The organism is Acidisarcina sp., assembly GCA_035539175.1.
Taxonomy (GTDB): Bacteria; Acidobacteriota; Terriglobia; order Terriglobales; family Acidobacteriaceae; genus JANXZS01.
This window is the reverse complement of the sequence record DATLIY010000001.1, coordinates 1-19,305: the sequence shown is the minus strand read 5'-3', so window position 1 is coordinate 19,305 and position 19,305 is coordinate 1. Positions and strand designations below refer to the sequence as shown.

Below are 19,305 nucleotides of genomic sequence, written 5' to 3'. Positions count from 1 at the left end.
ATACATGTAGAGTGGGACCGTCCTGTCCGGCGATGGCAGGGTATCGCCTGCTGCGCGTCTAGTGTCCAGGCCCAGTAGTCTGGAGGCTCTTTCCCGCCAAAAAAGACTTCCTGAGGTGGTCCTGACAGTGGGGCCGGCTGACGGCAGGCGACGCTAACCGGGTGTGCGGAATTGTAGTGCAGGTTGAAGGAGAGCGTTGATGCAGTTTGTACGTTTTTTGGAGAGACCGGGATTGCGATTTCGTTCCTGGAGCCAAATGGCGGCTCCTGCGGGAATCTTGTATCTGTTGGCGACGCTTGTCGCCCCATGCCCGGTCCGGGCGCAGAAGGGCGTGTCGACCTCTGATTCCGCAGCAGGCAAAAGGGCCACGCTCCGGCTGATTCCCCAGCCACGCGAGGTCAGCCACGACAAGTTAGTTTCCCTGGCGCATGGAGTCGTGGTTCGAGTGGACAGTTCGGATGCGCAGGATCGGTTTGCCGCCGACGATTTGCGGCAAGCCCTGTCCAGCCGTGAGGTGCGGCCTTCATCGACCGATCCCCAGCGACTTCAGATCGAGCTTCTACGGGCAAGCGAGCCCCGGGCGCGGCGGCTGCTCTCTGCCGGCGCTGTGCAGTTCGATGATGCGATGAAGCCCGAGGGATACGTCCTCCTGCCTGGCGCGCATAGTCTGGCGATCATCGCGAGCAGCGCCGAGGGCATGTTTTATGGTGCCCAGACAGTCAAGCAGTTGGTCGTTGGGTCGGGCCGCTCGGCGCAGATCCATTCTGTACTGGTGAGAGACTGGCCGGCGCTCAGGTACCGTGGAATCAGCGATGACCTCTCACGCGGTCCAGTGCCGACACTGGAGTATCAGAAGCGCCAGGTGCGCATCTTTTCCGCATTCAAGATCAACATTTATTCGCCATATTTTGAGAGCACTCTGGCCTATTCCGGCAATCCTCTGGCTGCGTCTCCGGGAGGTGCCATGACGCGGTCCGATGTCGAGCAATTGGTGCGCTATGCCGGGCAGTATCATGTGACCGTTGTTCCTGAGCAGGAGGCATTCGGCCATCTGCACAACGTCCTCACGTATGAGCAATATGCACCGTTGGCTGAGACTCCGCACGGACACGTGCTGGCTCCTGGTCAGCCAGGCTCCATCGCCCTTATCACGCAGTGGTTTACTGAGATTGCCGGAATGTTTCCGGGACCCTTTGTCCACATTGGCGCGGATGAGACGTTTGATCTTGGACGCGGCCAGACCAGTGCTGAGGTTCAGCAGAAAGGGCTTGGCGCCACCTATGTCGCCTTCCTCAAGCAGATTCGGAACGCTCTGCAGCCACTGAATAAGAAGATTCTTTTTTGGGGAGATCTGGCGTGGAATGACCCTGCACTAGTGAAGACCCTGCCGAAGGACATGATCGCGGTTCCCTGGGTCTATGGCCCACAGCCGAAGGGATTCGCTCGTTTCATCCTGCCATTCAAAGAGGCGGGAATGGAGACGTGGGTGGCTCCGGGTGTCAGTAACTGGAATCGCGTCTATCCGAATAACAATACCGCTTTGCTGAATATTCAGGGATTTGTCCGCGATGGACAGCGGCTGGGCAGTACAGGGGCTCTGACGACGGTATGGGACGATGATGGGGAGGGATTGTTCGATCAGGATTGGTATGGAGTGATCTTTTCTGCCGCCGCAAGCTGGCAGCCTGGGGAGAGCTCCATCGAGCAGTTTCAGCAGAGCTATGGAGCGGTCTTCCACGGAGATGCCACTGGGAAGATCGACGAAGCGGAGCGGGAGTTGGCCGCGGCTCATGCAATTCTGGCCAAGGCGGACCTGGGCGACGCAAGTAACCGGCTCTTCTGGATGGATCCCTGGAGCGTGGAAGGAAAGATCGCGGCGAAGAAGCTGCGCCCCGTGGTTCACGATTTCCGCCTTCACGCGGAGCGGGCCATGATCCTGCTGGCGGAGGCGGAGTCGCAGCAGAAGTTGAGAGAAAGCGATACTTTGCGGGGGATGGAACTGGGAGCGCGCCGAATGGATTTGATTGGCCTGAAGTTTCAGCTCTCCGATGAAATCATCCTGGGCTATGGCCGTGCCTACGCGGAGCAGAAAGATTCAAAGCTGGCCGACAATCTGGCGAACGAACTCTATGACATCGCCGGGAACAATGGACGCTGCCAGGATATTTTGAGTGGCTACTCCGCGAACCGCGACTTATACGAACAGGCATGGCTGCGTGAGAACCGTACCTATTGGCTCCATAATGTTCTGGCTCGTTACGACCACGCGATGGACCTCTGGCTCGGCCGCCGGGAACGCGTCACGGGCATCATCGATCAGTGGTACCGCACCCGCACACTCCCCAGGCCGGAGGATGTGGGGATTCCAGCCAGTCTGAACGATTGAGGAAACCCGAATCCAGCCTGCCGCATTCCTTCTTCGCGGCAGGACTGCATGGACTTGAAAAGTTACTCGTGCGGGATTCTTATTTTTGATAAGGAGTGGGAAGTGAAAGCGGATGTTATACAGACCGGAGAGGCCGTTGTGACAACTTCACTAACGCCCGGCGAGATCCTCGCCGCGTTGCAAGAGCGGATCGATCCGGCGAGAATCCTGATTCGCGAGATAGACCGCATCGCGTTTGCCTCGGATGCCAGCTTCTACCGGCTGATTCCGCGGGCAGTGGTGCAGCCCGTAAGCACAGATGAGGTCCGCGAACTCTTTCGCTTCAGCCATCGTCATAGTGTCCCGCTGGTCTTTCGTGCCGGCGGCACCAGTCTCTCAGGCCAATCCATCACCGACGGTGTACTGGTGGACGTGAGCCGTCACTGGCGCGTTATCCGCGTAGAGCAAAACGGCAAGGCGATTCGCGTGCAGCCCGGAGTGATCGGCCAGAAGGCGAACGATACTCTGCGCCTGTATCGGGCAAAGATCGGACCCGATCCGGCGTCAATCAATAGCTGCCAATTAGGCGGCATCCTCTCAAACAACGCCAGCGGCATGTGCTGCGGAGTCGCTCAGAACGCCTATCACACCTTGCAATCCCTCACATTCGTGCTGCCCTCGGGTACAGAAGTGGATACTGCCGAACCGGATGCCGATGCACGCTTTCGTGAGCTGGAGCCGGACCTCTATCACGGTCTGCTACGCCTGAAGAGCACCATCGCAAACGATCCTGCGATGGTTGCGCGAATCCGGCGCAAATATCTGATGAAGAACACTACCGGATATGGGTTGAATGCTTTCCTTGATTTTGAGAGTCCAGTCGATATCTTCAGCCACCTGCTGATTGGCTCAGAAGGCACGCTCGCCTTCGTTGCCGAGGCGGTGCTGAACACGGTTCCAGACCAGCCCTACAAATACACTGGATTGCTTTTGTTTGAGAATCTCCACGCCGCCTGTGCTGCTATTCCCGTCTTGAAGCAGGCAGGTGCCGCCGCACTGGAGTTGATGGATCGTTCGTCGATGCGTTCCGTTGAAGACAAGCCAGGAGTGCCCGAAGTCTTACGCTCTCTTCCTCCCGATGCGGCTGCGTTACTGGTTGAGTTCCAATGCGCCAATGACGCCGAACGCGCGGAGGTCAAATCGCGTGCGGATGAGGCAGTTTCCAGTTTCCACCTCCTGCATCCTGCGATTCTCACTCGCGATCCGGCGGTACAGGCCCAGTTTTGGAAGATTCGCAAAGGGATGTTTCCTTCCGTCGGTGCGGTTCGCGCCAGCGGAACCACCGCGATCATTGAAGATGTAGCCTTCCCGGTCGAGAGGCTGGCGGATGCAGCGGTAGATTTGCGGATCCTGCTCGATCGCCATGGCTACAAGGATGCGATCATCTTCGGCCATGCCAAGGATGGCAACCTGCACTTCGTGATCACGCAAGGCTTTATTCATGCGACTGAGATTCGTCGCTACCGGGAGTTCATCGACGATGTGGTGACGTTGGTCGTGCAGAAGTATGATGGCGCGCTCAAAGCAGAGCATGGAACCGGGCGCAACATGGCTCCATTTGTCGAGACGGAGTGGGGAAGTGACGCCTACTCCGTCATGCGCGAGGTCAAGGCACTTGCCGACCCGTACGGCTTGCTGAATCCGGGAGTCATCCTCAATTCCGATCCAGAGGCCCATATCGCAAACCTCAAGGGGCTGCCCGTCGTCGAGCCAGAGGTGGACAAGTGCATCGAGTGTGGATACTGCGAGCATAAGTGCCCCAGCCGCGACTTGACGCTGACTCCGCGCCAACGCATTGTGGTTCGGCGAGAGATGCAAAGGCTGAAGGACTCAGGCCAGGAGTGGGAGCGATACGAGGCGCTGGAGCGGGACTTTCCCTACATGGTGCTGGATACCTGTGCAGTCGATGGCCTGTGTGCCACAGAGTGCCCCGTGAGCATCGATACCGGCACGCTGACCAAGCGCTTCCGCCAGGTGCGGCACACGAGCCTTGCGAACGCAGCGGCACGGACGATTGCACGCAACCTGAAGCTTGCGGAGATTGGCGCGCGGTTTGCGCTTGGCATGGGCCACGGGGTGCAGCGCGTGTTTGGCTTGCAGACCATGGTTGCGATTACGCGGACACTCAACCGGGTTACCAGGGCATGGATGGATGAGCCTTTTTGGCAATGGTCGAAAGAGATGCCGCATCCGCGCCGCGGGCCTTTGCCGGTAACGCCACGCCAGGGAGCCAGGGCGGTGTACTTCCCGGCATGTATTTCCCGCATCATGGGGGCGCTGCCCGGAGAGTCCGACGACACGACAACCATGCAGGCGTTGCTCAATATCGCAGAACGGGCAAATGTTCCTTTGTTTGTGCCCTCCGATCTGACGGGGAAGTGTTGCGGCGTGCCTTTTTCCTCCAAGGGCTTTGAAGCGGGACACCGCGCAGCATTGAACCACACCATCGAAAATTTTTCGCGCTGGTCCGAGAATGGTGCGCTCCCAATCCTGGTAGATACCAGCCCTTGTACCTACGGATTGAAGACCGCACGCCCCTACCTGACGCCTGAAAACCAGGCAAAATTCGATCGGCTCACGATCCTCGACAGTGTGCAGTTTGCCAGCGAGCAGATCCTTCCGCACCTGCCGATCCATCGCCGGGTAAATTCGGTAACGCTTCATCCCGTATGCTCGGTGACGAAGATGGGGATTGCGTCAGAGCTTGTGAAGATAGCCGAGGCCTGCAGCGATGAGGTGGTTGTGCCGCAGGGGGCGGGTTGCTGCGCGTTTGCCGGAGATAGGGGATTCCTTTTCCCCGAGCTCACGGCTTCGGCCACGCAGGACGAGGCAGAGAGTATCGAGAAGAAACATTGCGACGGATATTTCTCCAGCAGCCGTACCTGCGAGATTGGAATGACGCGGGCGACAGGAGAGATCTACCGCTCCTACCTGCATCTCCTGGATTATGTCTCCCGTCCGGAGGCCTGATTCAAGACGATGTAGACTTGCTGCCAATTAAGTTCTAGCTTCGCAACCGACAGCCAGCGGTGCTACCCTCTTCGGGAACACTTAGCAGGGAAGTGGACAGTCTGAACACAGGAGAAAGATATGAGCGAGAAGAAACCGCAGACGCTTGCAAATCATGGACGTGTGGATCCTTGGTACCACTTCTTTGTCATGCCTGCTTTACTGCTCAACTTCTTTGTATGCATCGTGCATGAATATCACGAACCACGCCACTTTGATGAGTGGCTGATTGTGCTTTCCATCGTGCTGATCGTGCTGGCCTTCAGAGTGCGGAGCTACGCGCTGCGAGTTCAAGACCGTGTAATCCGCCTTGAGGAGCGCCTGCGTCTTGCGGCTCTTCTGCCAGAGGCTCTTCGCCTGCAATCTGACGAGCTTACCGAGCAACAACTGATTGCTCTGCGCTTTGCTTCGGATGGGGAGCTTCCAGCTCTTGTCGAAAAGACTCTCCGTGATCGGCTTGCTCCTAAGGAGATCAAGAAAGCCATCATCATCTGGCGCCCGGATTACTGGCGGGTCTAAGCCTGGCAGTTGCTAGTTCTGTTTCGCTTCCAGTTCGGCCCAGCGGGCATAGAGAGCATCGACCTCATGCTGTGCCCGCTCGGACTGAGCCAGCGCCTCCTGCAAGCGCACGGCGTCAATTGCGACCGCAGGGTCTTCCAGCGTTGCCCGCCATTGTTGCAGAACCTCTTCCGCTTTCGCGACGCGGTCTTCGATCTCGGCATATTCGCGCGCTTCCAGGTAGGCCAGCTTCTTTTTGGCCGGCAGCGGCGCTGGCGTAGGTGAGGCAGTGCGTGTGGTGGAAGGGTTAGTGCTTTTATTTTTCGCCTGCTTGCGCTCCGCCTGCCACGCCTCCCATTGCGGATAATCCGCAAAACGCTCGATCGAGCCGATACCATCCAGGCCCAGTACCGTGGTCGAAATGCGGTCGAGCAGATAGCGATCATGCGTAACCAGCACTAACGCGCCGGGATACTCCAGCAGGCTTTCTTCCAGAATCTCAAGCGTGGGGATGTCGAGATCATTGGTCGGCTCGTCCAGAAGAAGAAGGTCAGCCGGCTGCAGCATAAGATTGGCGATGAGCACGCGCGCTCTCTCGCCGCCGGAGAGTCGCCCAACAGGCTGGTTCAATTGCTCGCCGGTAAAGAGGAAGCGCGAGGCCCACGACGCGACATGAATCACGCGGTCCTGGTAGACGATCGAGTCGCTGTCAGGTGCGAGTGCGCGGCGCAGGGTTACATCGGGATCGAGCACGCGGTTCTGATCGAAATAGACGATACGCAGGGAATTAGCGCGGCGGATATCCCCGCTGGCCGGTTCTACCTCTCCCCGGAGCAGCCGAAGCAGTGTTGTTTTGCCGCTGCCGTTGGGTCCAACCAGGCCGACACGCATTCCGGCGAGGATTGCGAAGTTGAGGTTCTGGAAGAGCGTGCGCTCCCCAATTGTGTAGCTTAGTGCTTCTACTTCGACGAGTCTCTTGGTCTGGCGCTCGGTGGCGGTAAAGTCGATTCCAGCCGATGAGGTGCTGCGGCGCGCGCCTAGCTCAGCCAGCTCTCCAATCAACTCATTCGCCTTGTCGATGCGGGCCTTGCTCTTGGTGGTTCGCGCTTTGGGGCCGCGGCGGAGCCACTCCATCTCACGTTTGACGCGATTTTCCAGCGCATCCTGGCGCTTTGCCTGCGTCTCCAGAAACTCTTCCTTCTTTTCCAGAAATTGACTGTAATTTCCAGCCACCCGCAGCAGGCCGTTGGGATAGGTGCGGTTCAACTCGACCATCTCTGTGGCGACATTTTCGAGGAAGTACCGGTCGTGGCTCACCACGACGCAGGCAAATGGGGCAGTGGCCAGCAGGCCTTCCAGCCACTCAATGCCCGCCAGATCCAGATGGTTTGTCGGCTCGTCCAGCAGCAGGACATCGGCCTTTACAGCCAGCGCCTGTGCAATCGCCAGCCGCTTCCGCCAGCCTCCGGAATATGTAACCGCCTCGGTATCGAATTCCTCAAACCCCGCGCGGCCAAGGGTTTCGGCAATCCGCGCCTCCCACTCCGCTTCAGGTACATGCGCCTTCTTCAAGGCATCCTGCAATACCGAGCGAGGCGTCTGTCCGGGAGCGAATTCGGATACCTGTGCTACATAGCTCAGCCGGGTATGTTTGCGCCGTGAGAGTTCTCCGCTATCGACCTCGATTTCGCCAGCCAGAATACCGAGGAGCGTCGATTTGCCGGAGCCATTTGGGCCGATCACGCCGATGCGGTCGCCCTCGGAAACAACAAAACTGATGTTCTGGAAGAGGGTTGTCGCGCCAAAGCGCTTCTCCAACCCCTGCCCATTCAAGATCGGCGTCAAAGCGGGCCTCTTAGCTGGCGGTGCTGGTTGCGGAGACGTACTCTTCGTACGGCCCCTTGAAGTCCTAAACTATTGAAAACACATAAGTTATAAGACTGTAAAAATTTCGTGTACCAAGGGTGTACAAAACAGTCTATGATGGCTCGGAGAGAGTACCGAGTCATGACGATCAGCAAGAGTGCCTTCGGGAGTGTGCGGGTTTACACCAGACATATCACTACATGCTCTCATCTGGCGGAGCCGGAATACAACTCCTGCTCCTGTCCCAAATGGATTTATGAGAACCCCCGGGGCGGGAAGATGCTCCGAAGAACTCTCAACACGCCATCATGGGCGGAGGCGCAGCGAATTGCGTCTCATGTGTTGCATGGCTATGACCCGGAGATCGCCGCCTCTCGCAAGCTCACGGAAGAGGAAGCCGCGCAACTCGTGACGGTAAAAGAAGCCGGGGAACTCTGGATCTCCCGAAGCCTCCGGGCCGGGTCCGAGCTGGGGACCACGACCCAACTTTACCGGACACAGATGCGTCAGCTACAGGAGTGGGCTGATGAGCATGGGGTTCAATACATTCAGGAGATCACCACGATAGCGATGGAGCGCTGGTACTCCTCCCCCAAGTGGAGCCGTCTGGCGATGAGCACGCGCCAGAACCGCTGGAGCATCCTGCGGAGTTTTTTCCGCTATCTGGTCGAGCGCAAGGTGCTCAAGGAGAGCCCCATTGCAGCGATCAAGCCGATCAAGCCGGATGCCGATCTGGTGCAGGGTCCTTATAGCGATGAGCAGATCGAGAAGATCACCGCTGCGGTGGCCACTGCCTCTCCCCGGCATGTGCAGCAGTGTGAGCAGGGGATGTTCGTCGAGCGCCTGTCGTCGCTGCTTACCTTGCTGCTCAATACCGGATGCGACATCATGGATGCCATAAAATTTCAGCCGGACAATATCACGTGGGTGGTGCTCGATGGACGGCGCATCCCGGTGTACACCTATGCCCGGCAAAAAACCAAGGGCAACGCCGTCATTCCTATTTCCGAGGAGGTGGCCCAGCAGCTCACATCGATCCCACTGCCTCCGGGGTACCAGCCCACGATGCCCTTCCGTAGTGACAACCCCCGCATATTGGGGGACAGGAAGATGTGGACGGAGCGGCTCATGCGGTGCATAAAGGCGTCGGGGGTAAAGTATGTGATCCTGCCGACGCTCGATAGCCGAGGCAGGCCGAAGACGAAACCGGCGAACATAAAGCAGTTTCGCCACACATTTGCCGTTTGGCAGTTGCGAGCCGGGCAAAGACCCGAGGAGGTGGCTACCATGATGGGGCATGTTGATACCACCACGATTCGCAAGCACTATGCCCCATGGGTACCGGATCTCAATGAAGCCCACATACGAAGGGTCATTGAGCGCCGGTGAGCTTCCTGCTGTGGGGTGATACGGATCTCTCTGTCCATCGTCTCTGCGTACATGGCGTATCCTCCTACGGTGCGTGTGGTCATGGCGTATCCTCCTGTGGTGTCTGCTGCGTGAGTGGTGTGAGCTGTCATCTGGGCAGCCCGTATATCTATAGATCCGGTAGTCGGTTTTTTCACTCACTACTGTTTTTGCCATCTGGGGACTAATACCGACCTGACGCACAAATTCTTCAGAATAAATAAAAATAATTTCAGCCCCTTCCTGGATTCCTTTTCTTGTTACATTCCCCAACTACCCGTATCTCCCCTGTTTATGCACCTCTGAGCCACCCCCACCCCTAAAACACATGTAACGAGAATTTCGAACTACCACTTGCTCCTATGTAGCGAGAAGAAATTCTTCGACCTATCCGGTCGAAACAACCACAGCAGCAGTATTAGACAAAGACCCAACTATGGGCACACAGGAGATAACAAAATGAAAACAGGATGGATTCAGGAAAAAGAACGGCAGACAGTATTGTCGATTTTGAAAAATAAGCTGACGCCCACAGAGCGGATGATCATCGCAGCTATATATATGTATCGTGGCGAGGCCACCAGTGCAGAGGTCCACTCCACGGTGGGTGGTAAGCCGGAGCACACCGAGCGCTGTATCCGCAGCCTCGTCAAGCTAGGCCTCCTCGGGAGAGGGGAAGTCAGGTCAGCGGGCACCCAGAGGATGATGACCACCTACACCCTGCGAGACCCACAGCATGAGCCGGAGATACTCACAGCCCAGCAGATAAAGGACCTCATAGCGGATGAGTTCCGTTTTATGCGGATTAGGGAGATGCATGGCATCCCCGAAAACCCCACCCCCGCTCAGCCAGCACAGGAGGTGACCAATGCAGGCAACTAACTGGGATCCTAGCCACCACCTCATAGCAGCCATCATCAAGCAGCAGCCATACGATACGATCCGGGACTACACCCCCAATCTGAGGTGGGCCATCAAGAGTCTGGTCGACGATGCAGGTGTACCTGCACTGAGCTTATGTCTCGACTTTATTGAGCAGATGAAAAAGTGCCCCACCAGCATCGCCGATCTGAGAGAGTTTGGGACCGCACGGTCAGAATATGGGAATCGCTGGATCCTCATCGTGGAGAATCTAAGTCTCGTAGAGACTGGTGACCCGGATGGAGTGGCCGACGCCGAAGTCCTAACAGTGAACATGATCAATCAGGGTCGTGTCAGTTATTTTGAGAAAACTTTCCAGCACGGAATAAATATCGCGACCGGTCGTGTGCCAGATGAGAAAAAGGGTGGAGATGCACCCCGGGGTGTGGTCGATGCAATGGCCTTTGTAAGAAAGCGGGCTGCTGAGGATCCTATTACTCCCGGGTTTCGGGGGATAGAGGGAGACATCATCGAGGCCAGCGAGGAGATATCAGATAACCTTGACGCGATCCTCAGGAGGGAGCAGGGGGATAGGTTTTTAACAGGCCTACCTTCTATTGATACGCGGATGGTCATAGGTCCAAAAAATCTGCGGTGGATCGGAGTGCTGGGGTACACCGGCAGCGGAAAATCAACTTTTTGTAAATCTCTGATGGTCCACTTTGCGGTTCAGGGGGCTAGGGTCCTATTTGTGCCCTGTGAGGAGACACCCGAAAAGGCGATGGCTACGATGATCTGGACCTACGCCGCCTATATAGACCCACGTGTAGATCCATGGGTGCTGGACCTACCCAGCCTCAATGACTGGGAGACTCAGCCGGATACCATCTCCGCAGAGGGGGTACTGGCTAAAGACACCCTCTTCGACAGATTCCGGCACGCGATGGCAGGTTCCATTGAGTGCACCCATGCTGAGACTCTGGATGATGTGCTGGAGCACTATCACACTCACCGTACGCGCAAACGGTACAACGTCATCTGCATCGACTATGTAGCCTTAATGGGGGTCGAGTTTAAAAATACAAGCGAAGAAGTCGCAGCCCACAGCCGCGACTTCAAAAGGCTACAAGCCTTCGCGAATCATGAGGAGGTCGTCTGTGTCACCCCACTACAGTCCAATAGGGCGGGCTTCTCTGCGGCGGACAAAGATGAGGATGACCAGCTATGGGGGTGCTATCGAGACTGCAACGCGGTAGATACATTCTCTGCTGCTAGTCAAGGTATGGATGTGGTGTTAGGGGTGTGGTTCCGAGGTCCGCTCAAGGAAACAAACACGATGCGGATTTCCCTGCCCAAGCCACCTCGATCCGGACTTGGATTCGAGTTTTTTGACGTGCATGTGGATCCTACCTCGCGCTGTGTGCGGGAGCTGACACCGGAGCAGGCAGCAGATGTGCGGGATATCCAGATGGGGATAAACCCCTATGAGTCTCCTGAGGAGGTGGCAAAATGTTTGTGAACGACGCAACGGACAATGGATATGTGCAGGTCCGAAGAAACCTCGTCTCCCATCTAGAGCGGGGGCGAATGGGTCTAAATGAGTTTGCCGTGTTTAACCTACTGCTCCTGCTGGCGGACCGCAAGACGGGGGTGTACTGGGGGTGTGCGGGATATCTGAATATGATGGCCCCGGAGGTAAACGTCCGAACACTCCAGCGGAGCCTAAAAAATCTGGAGGAGAGTGGGTACATCAAGCGGGAGGTGCATAAGGGGAAAGTAGGACCCTATGCCATCCTGCTAGACAAGTACCGCATCACAGATGGACCTCTGGCGGGTAAATACCTGTCCGTGGGGGACACAAAGGATGTGGTTAACCCAATCTACCGGGAGCGATCCAATGACCTCAGTGAGGGACAGATACAGGATCTGGGTGGTGGTAGGTTCACCTTTGGTACACCCTCAGTGACACCTCAGCGACACCTCAGCGACACCAGTGTCGCTGACAGCGACACGACGACCCCTCCTTTTGTCGCTGTCAGCGACACGACGACCCCCTTTTTTGTCGACATATACAAAAAGGAGAAGGAGAAGAAGAAAGAAACAAAGACAGAGACAGCTACTCCGCCAGCAGGGGTGGAACTAGGTAGTCCTGCACAGAGACAGGGTAATGTTGCTACTTTTTTTCTTAAAGACAAAAGCAACAGCAAGAGCAACAGCAAGAGCAACAGCAACAGCAACAGCAAGAGCAACAGCAAAAACACATCTGCTCAAACTGAGGTATCTCCTGCCCAGCCACAGAAGGTATCTGCTCAAACTGAGGTATCTCCTGCCCAGCCACAGAAGGTACCTGCTCAAACTGAGGTATCTCCTGCCCAGCCACAGAAGGTACCTGCCCAGCCAAAAGCATGGGACCCTCTTACTTTTGCTATGGAGAACCGGGATCCCGTCGGAGAGTATGACTGGCGGGGGGTCCGTCGGATAGTCTCCTACCATTGGATGTCTCCTGACCTGCAGGAGCATTACTGGCGGGATAACCCTGCAGGCAGGATAAAGTCCCTCCCTGAGCTGACCCGGGCTCTACCCACGATGGCTAAGCAAATCAATGCTGAGGCCAACTGGTACCTGTCCGGGGAGATGACCCAGACTACCCGCTTGGTGGATAAGACCTGCCCCAAGTGCAAGGGTACCGGGGTCGTATCCACCGACTACGTCGGGACCATACGGTACCATCCTGAGGAGAGGGTGCAGACACTAGCTCCCTGCTCCTGCATCCGCTCCTCCGAGCCAGCCTGGAAGAGGTATGTGAGGTGAGGGGGGAGTATCCCCCCACCCCCATTCCGCCGCACCCCTCCCTCCGCCGGTATTAGCCCTCCAGAGGACCAAAACAGCAATGAGTGTAAAAACCGACTACGGGACCCCTTATACAGAGGCTCCTGATGTCAGAGGACCTCTGGAGGTAGCACATGGAGTTTATCTCGACGATAGTTCCCAGCCACAGCATAATGCCGGGGTACCCGGCTACCGAGCAGGACCGTCTAGTCGGTCCACTAGCGCATGAGATTTTTTTATTGGGTCTCGCGATTCAGGACAAAAAATCTCATGAGGAGACGCTCAAGCAGTGGGCCTCTTTGCGAGATATGTGGTCCCGATACCTGGCTGCCGGGTCTGCTGCCCGACGGGCAGCTAAGGAGACAGCAGCCCCGTCCCGGTCTCGTCTCTATATCGTCCGTCCGGGGGTGTCACATGAGTAGCTCCTTCACCCCCGCCACCTATGAGATAGCGCTGCGTAGCAGCCTGATAGAGACCCTGATCAGGCTGCGCGAGGCTGAGGAGCTACTCCGGCAGCTCACGGCTCACTATGCCCCCCCTGTCGAGCCACAGCCACAGCCACAACAGGAGGTGTCGCATGTCTAGTCCCTCTGACACCCCTACCGCTCCCCCTACGCTACAGACGGCTCTCTCTCTGCGGCCTGACGCTCATCTCATGCTGGCCTATGTGTGTGGCCTAGAGTATGCGCAGGTGATCATCCCCACCTGGCAGGGTATCCGCTCGCACACTAGGGCTACCCCCATGCTCCGGGTAGTCTCTCCCGACGAGATGGCTGAGATATCTGAGGCTGGCTATCACACATACGAGGGAGGTACCCATGACTAGCACGCAGCTAGATGCGTCCTACGCCACCTATCGGGTCTCAGCCACCGCTGAGACCCTAAACTCCCTACTGGCTGACTGCGTGGCATATGCTAGGCAGATGTCACGAGCAGATACCTCGCAGAGCGATGACATAGCTCAGGAGGCTGCCATCTCAGCATGGCAGTCTCTGGACAGCTATTCCGGCCGCTCTAGATTTTCTACTTGGTTTTCTCGCATCGTGCATCGTCGCATCATCGATATGCAGAGGGTCGAGTGCCGATATGTAGAGCTCCCTGAGATAGCTCAGCATGCCCTCTGTGGAGACGGTGACCCGGATATGCATCCTTACCTCCCACCTACTCTACCGGTGGCTCTACGCGCCACCTATGGCGATCTATACCGTCTGCTGTGTCTACCCGGTGCTACCGTCGCTGGTGTAGCTGATGAGCTAGGGATCTCGGAGATAGCTGCGCGGTCTAAGGTACAGAGGCTGACAGCGGAGATAAAAAAGACCGATGTATCTGGGTAGTTTCAGCCGACTAATCTATAGAGGGCAGATATAGGACCGAGCCGGTACCGGCCTTCGTGCATTAGCACCCCTGAAAAAATAGTCCGGCACATTTTTACCATGCATGCTACTAGCATGTAGCTCATCGCTCATCGCATAGATGAGACATCTCTCCTGCCGTCGCTGCTCTACCCTCTCCACCGCGACGCCTCCCGATGGCCCCACATCCTCCTCCTGCGGCTGGCCATCGGGCCTCCTCTCTACTGGTATCTATGCCGACATCACCACTTCGTCCTTGTGCCCACTACGGATGCCCTGTGCTCGTCGCCTCGGGCTATTGCCCGGACCACACTATCGTGCGTAGGACCTACCTCAGAGAGTCACAGCGGATATCTGACAGAGCCCGTGGCTCAGCATGGTCTCGGGGGTATGACGATGCCTGGGCTCGTCTCCGTCTCCGGCACATGCGGGAGCATCCCCTCTGTGCAGACTGTCTCATCGCTGGCATAGCTACACCGGCAGAGCAGGTACACCACCTCGTCCGCGTCCGTCTCGACCCCTCTCGTCGCCTCGACCCCGCCAACCTACTGAGCCTGTGCGAGCGGCATCACTCCATCCGTACCCGAGCAGGTGAGTAAATTTTACACAGTTCCATAGAATGGTGCTGTCATAGGGGGTATGGCCCCTAAGTTGTTCAAAAGGCGCGAGTTACCAGACCGTAAGCATGGCTGTCGCGTACGCAACCGCGAAATAGTCGATCGAGGTATTGAATAACTTTGAAGATTGCCGACCTTAAATCCGATGACCGCAATGCAAATAAAGGCACCAAGCGTGGACGCGCTGCGGTCGCCAAGTCACTACAGGAGTACGGTGCTGGTCGTTCAGTTCTCATTGACCGCGACGGTCGCTTGATCGCCGGAAACAAGACCATTGAGCAGGCCGCCACTGCAGGCATCGACGATGTCATCGTCGTGCCGACCGACGGAACTAAAATAGTCGCCGTGCAGCGCATGGATCTCAGCCTGGACGACCCCAAGGCTCGTGGCTTGGCCATCGCGGATAACCGCACAGCAGAATTGGGCTTGGAGTGGGATCCAGAAGTTCTCAAGAACTTATCCGGCGAGTTAGACCTGCAGCCGTTCTTTACCGATGCCGAACTGCACAACATCCTCCCACCGGAAGAGCATGAAGGCGAGGACGCGGAGGTAGATGTCCCCACAGCGCCGGTGACGGTACGCGGTGATCTGTACCTGCTCGGCAAGCATCGCTTGCTGTGCGGTGATAGCACGGTCGCCACCGATGTAGATTACCTGCTCGACGGTGCCAAGCCTCATCTGATGGTGAGCGACCCGCCTTATGGAGTCGCATACGATCCGACATGGCGTGACGGCAAGGGTGGATTCTCTACCGCTCCGGTACAGCAGCGTGGCAAGGTCGAGAACGATGATCGTGCCGACTGGCGCGAAGCGTGGGCTCTGTTCCCCGGGGACGTCGCATACATCTGGCACGGTGCACTTCACGCTGGAGTTGTCGCAGACAGCCTGAGTGTAGGTGGATTTCAGATCCGATCACAAGTTATCTGGCGTAAGCAGCAGGGCGTCCTCTCTCGCGGTGATTACCACTGGCAGCATGAGCCGTGTTGGTACGCGGTGCGCAAAGGGCGCACAGGCCACTGGCATGGCGACCGCAAGCAATCGACGGTATGGGATATCGCAAGCCTCAACCCAACCGGCAGGTCATCCGGCCCGCAAGATGATCGGGTAGGACACGGCACACAAAAACCTGTCGAGTGTATGCGCAGGCCAATCCTGAATAACTCTCAGCGAGGTGACATCGTGTATGACCCATTCCTCGGCTCCGGTTCGACTCTTATAGCCGCCGAGTCTGAGGGTCGCATCTGCTACGGGATGGAATTAGATCCCGCGTATTGCGATGTAATCGTCCACCGCTGGGAAACACTCACGGGTAAGAAAGCAGAACTAATCCATGGCAGGCCGCCGACCAAAACCAACAGCGCTGAAGCAGTTACAGGGTAATCCAGGCAAGCGGCGACTTAACTCCCGCGAGCCGAAGCCATCCGGCATTCCCACATGCCCGACGCATCTCGATAGGATCGCAAAGGGTGAGTGGAGAAGGATAAGCGCTGAATTAGTTACCCTCGGACTACTTACCGAGGTCGATCGTGCTGCCCTCGCCGCCTACTGCGCGAGTTACTCGCGCTGGGCACAGGCTGAGGCCCAGGTGCAGAAGTTCGGCGCAGTAATCAGGTCTCCTAAGTCTGGATATCCGGTCCCTAATCCTTATGTGGGCGTGGCTAATACCGCGCTGGATCACATGCGGAAGTTCCTCGTCGAGTTCGGAATGACTCCCGCTTCCAGATCCCGCATACAGGTCGAGCCGACAACCGCTGATGATCCTTTCGAGGCATTCATGGCACAGATCGGCGCGGAAGAGATAGTTAACCCACCAGATGACTCATGCGAGCTCCCACAACCCGCACAACAAGGCTGAACAATACATCGCTGATGTACTTTGCGAAAAGCAGGTCGTCAGTAAATGGGTCCGCTTAGCGATTGAGCGTCACATTTCAGATCTGGAATCCGGCCCATCACGCGGTCTTAGATTTGATCCAGTTCGCGGCAGGCGAGTTATTGATTTTATTGAGCGATTCATTCCCGGTACAGAGGGTGAATTCAAAGGCAAGCCGTTCATCCTTGAGCCTTGGATGGCCGCGCTGCTCTACATCTCTTATGGATGGGTGTGGGCTGAAAACTCACAAAGGCGATTTAAGGTCGCCTATGTCGAGATAAGTCGAGGCAACCTAAAATCCACTCTGGCCTCTGCACTGGCCATCTATGAGTTAATCAGCGTCGCAGGCGCAAATGTCTACTCCGCAAGCACCGATAAAGAGTCGGCGAAGGTGGTGTTTGACACTGCCGTGCGTATGCGGGACTTATCACCATCGCTGGCGAAGCGAATCCAGAGTTTTCGCAACAATCTAAGCAGTAAGTCGACAGGATCGAAGTTTGTACCTTGCAGTGCAGAGGCGAAGACGCTCTTTCAGGCGTCTCGCCCGTCATTCGTGGTACTTGACGAGCTACATCTTCACCCCACCGCCGACGTATGGAATGCTTTCTGGTCTGCCCTTGAGAAACGCTCTGAGGCATGGCTTCTAGCGATCACCAACAGTGGATGGGATAGGCATTCCGTCTGCTGGACGCAGCGTGAGTACACGACCAAGGTCCTTCTAGGCATCATCCCCGATGACTCCCGCTTCGGGTGGATATGCGGACTGGATGATGAGGACCTCGATCCGGCAAACCCATCGGCCTGCCTGGACAATGAGGCGATCTGGGTAAAGGCCAACCCATCCATGGGTCATGCGGTGAGTATCGCCGGACTTAGACGGCACGCGATGGAGGGTAAGTCGTCCCCCGCGATGCTGAATGAGGTACTCCGCTTCCACTTCTCTGTCTGGACTGAGTCACATAGTGTATGGATGCCGATGGATAAGTGGGATGTATGTAGCGATCCCATCGACCTGGCTGCCCTCAAGGGCCTGCAGTGCTTCGGCGGCCTAGACCTATCAAGTACTACTGATATCACGGCCTTTGTCCTACTTTTCCCGCCACAAGGTGACCTAGAAAAGTGGGTCATACTCCCACACTTTTTTCTGCCAGCAGATAACATCCGCGAACGTGTCCGCAAGGACCACGTACCGTATGACATCTGGGCTCGTCAGGGACTATTCACCCTCACGCCGGGTAATCTAATTGACCAGCAGTCAGTGCGCGAGAAAATCAATCAGCTAGCCGACATCTATCGCATATCTGAGATAGCGTTCGACCCGTGGAACTCCAGCGAGATCACCACGCACCTTCACGCTGACGGACATACATTAGTGCAAGTTAGGCAAGGCTCCATATCCATGAATCCGCCCATGAAGCGGATCATGGAGCTGGTGCTCCGGCATGAGATCTCACATGGAGGCAATCCGGTACTACGCTGGATGGCCTCGAATGTAGTCGCCGGGGTCAAGGCTGGACTACTTTATCCCGACAAAGATAAGTGCCGGGAGAAGATAGATGGCATCTCCGCGACACTCACCGCCCTCGCACGCGGCATGGTAGTGCCTATCGCGCCACCCAAACGAAAACATTCATTTCTCATCGCCTAGCAAGGACACACATGGGTATCTATTCGGCCATTCGAGCAGCACGCGACACGATGGAGCGCGATGCCGCACCCATCTCCCTGCGCAGCTCGGGCCTCTCGCTTGAAAATCCTGCTGTCTCGCTCTCTTCTCCGGCTGCATACCAGCTACTCTCTGGCTCCTACCCCACAGTATCGGGCGAGTCGATAAACACAGAGTCGGCGCTACGCATCGGCGCTGTCTATGCCTGCATCCGCGTCATCGGCAGTGGTGTAGCTGGCATGCCCGCGAAGATGTACAGCATCGACGGTGCGAACCACACCGAGGCTGTAGATCATCCGCTCTACTACCTGCTCACGCAGGAGCCAAACCCGGAGATGACGGCCTTTACGTTTTTTGACGCGATGGCCGGAGCTATGGCTCTCACCGGCAATGGATATGCGCTTATTGAGCGGAATCCAGCGGGACAAGTAGTAGCGTTATGGCCTATCCCGCCTCGCTATATCGAGCCAAAGCGCAAAGGTAAGGACCTGATCTATGTGTTCACGGACCCGGCCACTCACGGCGAAACCAAGATAGCCCCTGCGGACATCATCCATGTACCCCTCTTCTGTTTCGATGGTCTCAAGGGATACAACCCGGTAGACCTCGCGCGGCAGGGACTTGGTTTGTCTAAGGCCGCTGAGAAATACGCTGCGAGCTACTTCGGCACCGGTGGCGATCCCGGCGGCATCATGTCCACCTCGGATGATATCGATCTTGCAGAGCTAACCACGGCAAAAACCTCGTGGGACCAGCAACGTGCTGGATCTGGATCAGCCGGTAAGACCGTTTTCGTCGCAGGCAATTGGAAGTATGAGCCGATTGCTATCTCTCAGCGCGATGCTCAGTTTATCGAGTCCAGAAAATTTCAACGTGAGGAGATATGTGCTCTCTGGGGTGTC

The 19,305-nt window shown here is 56.8% G+C and carries 12 protein-coding genes; 11 read left to right on the top strand and 1 reads right to left on the bottom strand.

The features are described 5' to 3' along the window. The first annotated feature begins 256 nt into the window (after positions 1 to 256). The 3 genes from VM554_00060 (at position 257) to VM554_00050 (ending at position 5,953) form a co-directional block, all read left to right on the top strand. Positions 257 to 2,386, top strand: a complete 2,130-nt coding sequence (locus VM554_00060) for a glycoside hydrolase family 20 zincin-like fold domain-containing protein (protein ID HVJ06758.1) — start codon at positions 257 to 259, stop codon at positions 2,384 to 2,386. A 138-nt stretch (positions 2,387 to 2,524) separates the two neighbouring features. After that, positions 2,525 to 5,395 carry an FAD-binding and (Fe-S)-binding domain-containing protein gene (locus VM554_00055; protein ID HVJ06757.1) on the top strand — a complete coding sequence of 957 codons (2,871 nt, stop codon included), beginning with the start codon at positions 2,525 to 2,527 and terminating at the stop codon, positions 5,393 to 5,395. Between the two features lie 120 nt (positions 5,396 to 5,515). Next, the gene (locus VM554_00050; GenBank protein ID HVJ06756.1) at positions 5,516 to 5,953 is read left to right on the top strand and encodes a DUF6526 family protein; all 438 of its coding nucleotides are present in this window, start codon (positions 5,516 to 5,518) and stop codon (positions 5,951 to 5,953) included. Positions 5,954 to 5,965: 12 nt separating this feature from the next. Here VM554_00050 and VM554_00045 read toward each other — a convergent pair whose 3' ends face one another. Continuing rightward, positions 5,966 to 7,777, bottom strand: coding sequence for an ABC-F family ATP-binding cassette domain-containing protein (locus VM554_00045; protein HVJ06755.1), 1,812 nt, complete (start codon positions 7,775 to 7,777; stop codon positions 5,966 to 5,968). A 300-nt stretch (positions 7,778 to 8,077) separates the two neighbouring features. Between VM554_00045 and VM554_00040 the strand changes: the two genes are divergently transcribed. From VM554_00040 to VM554_00005, 8 genes are all read left to right on the top strand, one after another. Continuing rightward, entirely contained in the window at positions 8,078 to 9,187 is a 1,110-nt protein-coding gene (locus tag VM554_00040; GenBank protein HVJ06754.1) for a tyrosine-type recombinase/integrase, read from the top strand. Between the two features lie 477 nt (positions 9,188 to 9,664). Beyond that, positions 9,665 to 10,087, top strand: a complete 423-nt coding sequence (locus tag VM554_00035; protein HVJ06753.1) for a hypothetical protein — start codon at positions 9,665 to 9,667, stop codon at positions 10,085 to 10,087. Next, the gene (locus VM554_00030; protein HVJ06752.1) at positions 10,074 to 11,585 is read left to right on the top strand and encodes a hypothetical protein; all 1,512 of its coding nucleotides are present in this window, start codon (positions 10,074 to 10,076) and stop codon (positions 11,583 to 11,585) included. Before VM554_00035 ends, VM554_00030 begins: the two co-directional genes overlap by 14 nt. After that, positions 11,576 to 12,877 (top strand): hypothetical protein, encoded by a 1,302-nt coding sequence (locus VM554_00025; GenBank protein ID HVJ06751.1) that lies wholly within the window; start codon positions 11,576 to 11,578, stop codon positions 12,875 to 12,877. The genes VM554_00030 and VM554_00025 overlap by 10 nt, the downstream gene beginning before the upstream one ends. 595 nt (positions 12,878 to 13,472) lie before the next feature. Continuing rightward, positions 13,473 to 13,721 (top strand): hypothetical protein, encoded by a 249-nt coding sequence (locus tag VM554_00020; GenBank protein HVJ06750.1) that lies wholly within the window; start codon positions 13,473 to 13,475, stop codon positions 13,719 to 13,721. A gap of 1,263 nt (positions 13,722 to 14,984) precedes the next feature. Further along, positions 14,985 to 16,244 (top strand): DNA modification methylase, encoded by a 1,260-nt coding sequence (locus tag VM554_00015; protein HVJ06749.1) that lies wholly within the window; start codon positions 14,985 to 14,987, stop codon positions 16,242 to 16,244. Positions 16,245 to 16,678: 434 nt separating this feature from the next. Then, entirely contained in the window at positions 16,679 to 18,385 is a 1,707-nt protein-coding gene (locus VM554_00010) for a terminase TerL endonuclease subunit (protein HVJ06748.1), read from the top strand. Between the two features lie 11 nt (positions 18,386 to 18,396). Then, a partial coding sequence (locus tag VM554_00005; protein ID HVJ06747.1) for a phage portal protein occupies positions 18,397 to 19,305 on the top strand: 909 nt, incomplete at its 3' end.

What these genes read in the sequence shown, in the direction of transcription:
- VM554_00060 (HVJ06758.1), top strand. Translation starts at nt 257, where the DNA reads ATGGCGGCTCCTGCGGGAATCTTGTATCTGTTGGCGACGCTTGTCGCC.
- VM554_00050 (HVJ06756.1), top strand. Translation starts at nt 5,516, where the DNA reads ATGAGCGAGAAGAAACCGCAGACGCTTGCAAATCATGGACGTGTGGAT.
- VM554_00040 (HVJ06754.1), top strand. Translation starts at nt 8,078, where the DNA reads ATGCTCCGAAGAACTCTCAACACGCCATCATGGGCGGAGGCGCAGCGA.
- VM554_00035 (HVJ06753.1), top strand. Translation starts at nt 9,665, where the DNA reads ATGAAAACAGGATGGATTCAGGAAAAAGAACGGCAGACAGTATTGTCG.
- VM554_00030 (HVJ06752.1), top strand. Translation starts at nt 10,074, where the DNA reads ATGCAGGCAACTAACTGGGATCCTAGCCACCACCTCATAGCAGCCATC.
- VM554_00025 (HVJ06751.1), top strand. Translation starts at nt 11,576, where the DNA reads ATGTTTGTGAACGACGCAACGGACAATGGATATGTGCAGGTCCGAAGA.
- VM554_00020 (HVJ06750.1), top strand. Translation starts at nt 13,473, where the DNA reads ATGTCTAGTCCCTCTGACACCCCTACCGCTCCCCCTACGCTACAGACG.
- VM554_00010 (HVJ06748.1), top strand. Translation starts at nt 16,679, where the DNA reads ATGACTCATGCGAGCTCCCACAACCCGCACAACAAGGCTGAACAATAC.